We start from the raw sequence: 730 nt of genomic DNA on the forward strand, positions 1-730 counted from the left end.
GCGTGTGGAAATAGCCATTGTGGAAGAAGCTTTTCCTCAGCGCCACGTTGCGCAGCGTCGGCGTCTTGAACAGCCCGCAATATTCGGCGCGTCCCTTGAAGTCGGTGCGCAGCGGGCCGCACAGGCCGAGATCGATATAGGCGGGATCGGCATTGGCCGGGATCGCCGCATTGCGGGGCACGCCAACGGCGATCAGACCGTAATCGGTGAACTGCGGCGGCTCGCCATTGTTGCTGGGTCGGCTCAGATGACAGCTGGCGCAATTGCCCTTGGCTTCGTCCTCGAACAGAACGCGGCCGCGCAATTCCTGCGCCGAGAGCGTCGCCCTGCCGGCAAGGAAAGCGTCGTAGCGGCTGGAATAGGGGTAGAAATCGGCGCTGCTCTGTTCGAACGCGCCGAGCGCCTCGACCGCGGCGTCGAAGGCGTCGTCCGGCCGTTCGAACACATCGTCGCCGAATGCCGCCTTGAAATCGTGCGCATAGGCGGCCTTGCTCAGGGCGGCGACCACCCCGCTCTCATCCTTGTTGGCCATCTCGAAAGGCGAGAGCAGGGGGATCCTGGCCTGCTGCTGGCCGCGATCGGCGCGGCCGTCCCAGGTCAGCCCGCCGGTCGGGCCGTTGTCGACGCTCTCGTCGCCCTCATCCTCGGAATCGTAGAAGTGCTCGGTGAAGGGGGGTGCCGCCTGCAGGTAGCGCAGCGATGGCACCGCGCGCAGGCCCGGCCGGTCGAC

1 protein-coding gene is annotated in these 730 nt (G+C 66.3%); it reads right to left on the reverse strand.

Going from position 1 to position 730, the window contains the following annotated elements; genetic code table 11:
• Window positions 1–730, reverse strand: a 730-nt coding sequence (locus EOA33_RS37485; RefSeq protein WP_281033608.1) for a cytochrome c peroxidase, incomplete at both ends; no start/stop codon positions are given.

This window comes from Mesorhizobium sp. M4A.F.Ca.ET.050.02.1.1 (assembly GCF_003997725.1).
GTDB lineage: Bacteria > Pseudomonadota > Alphaproteobacteria > Rhizobiales > Rhizobiaceae > Mesorhizobium.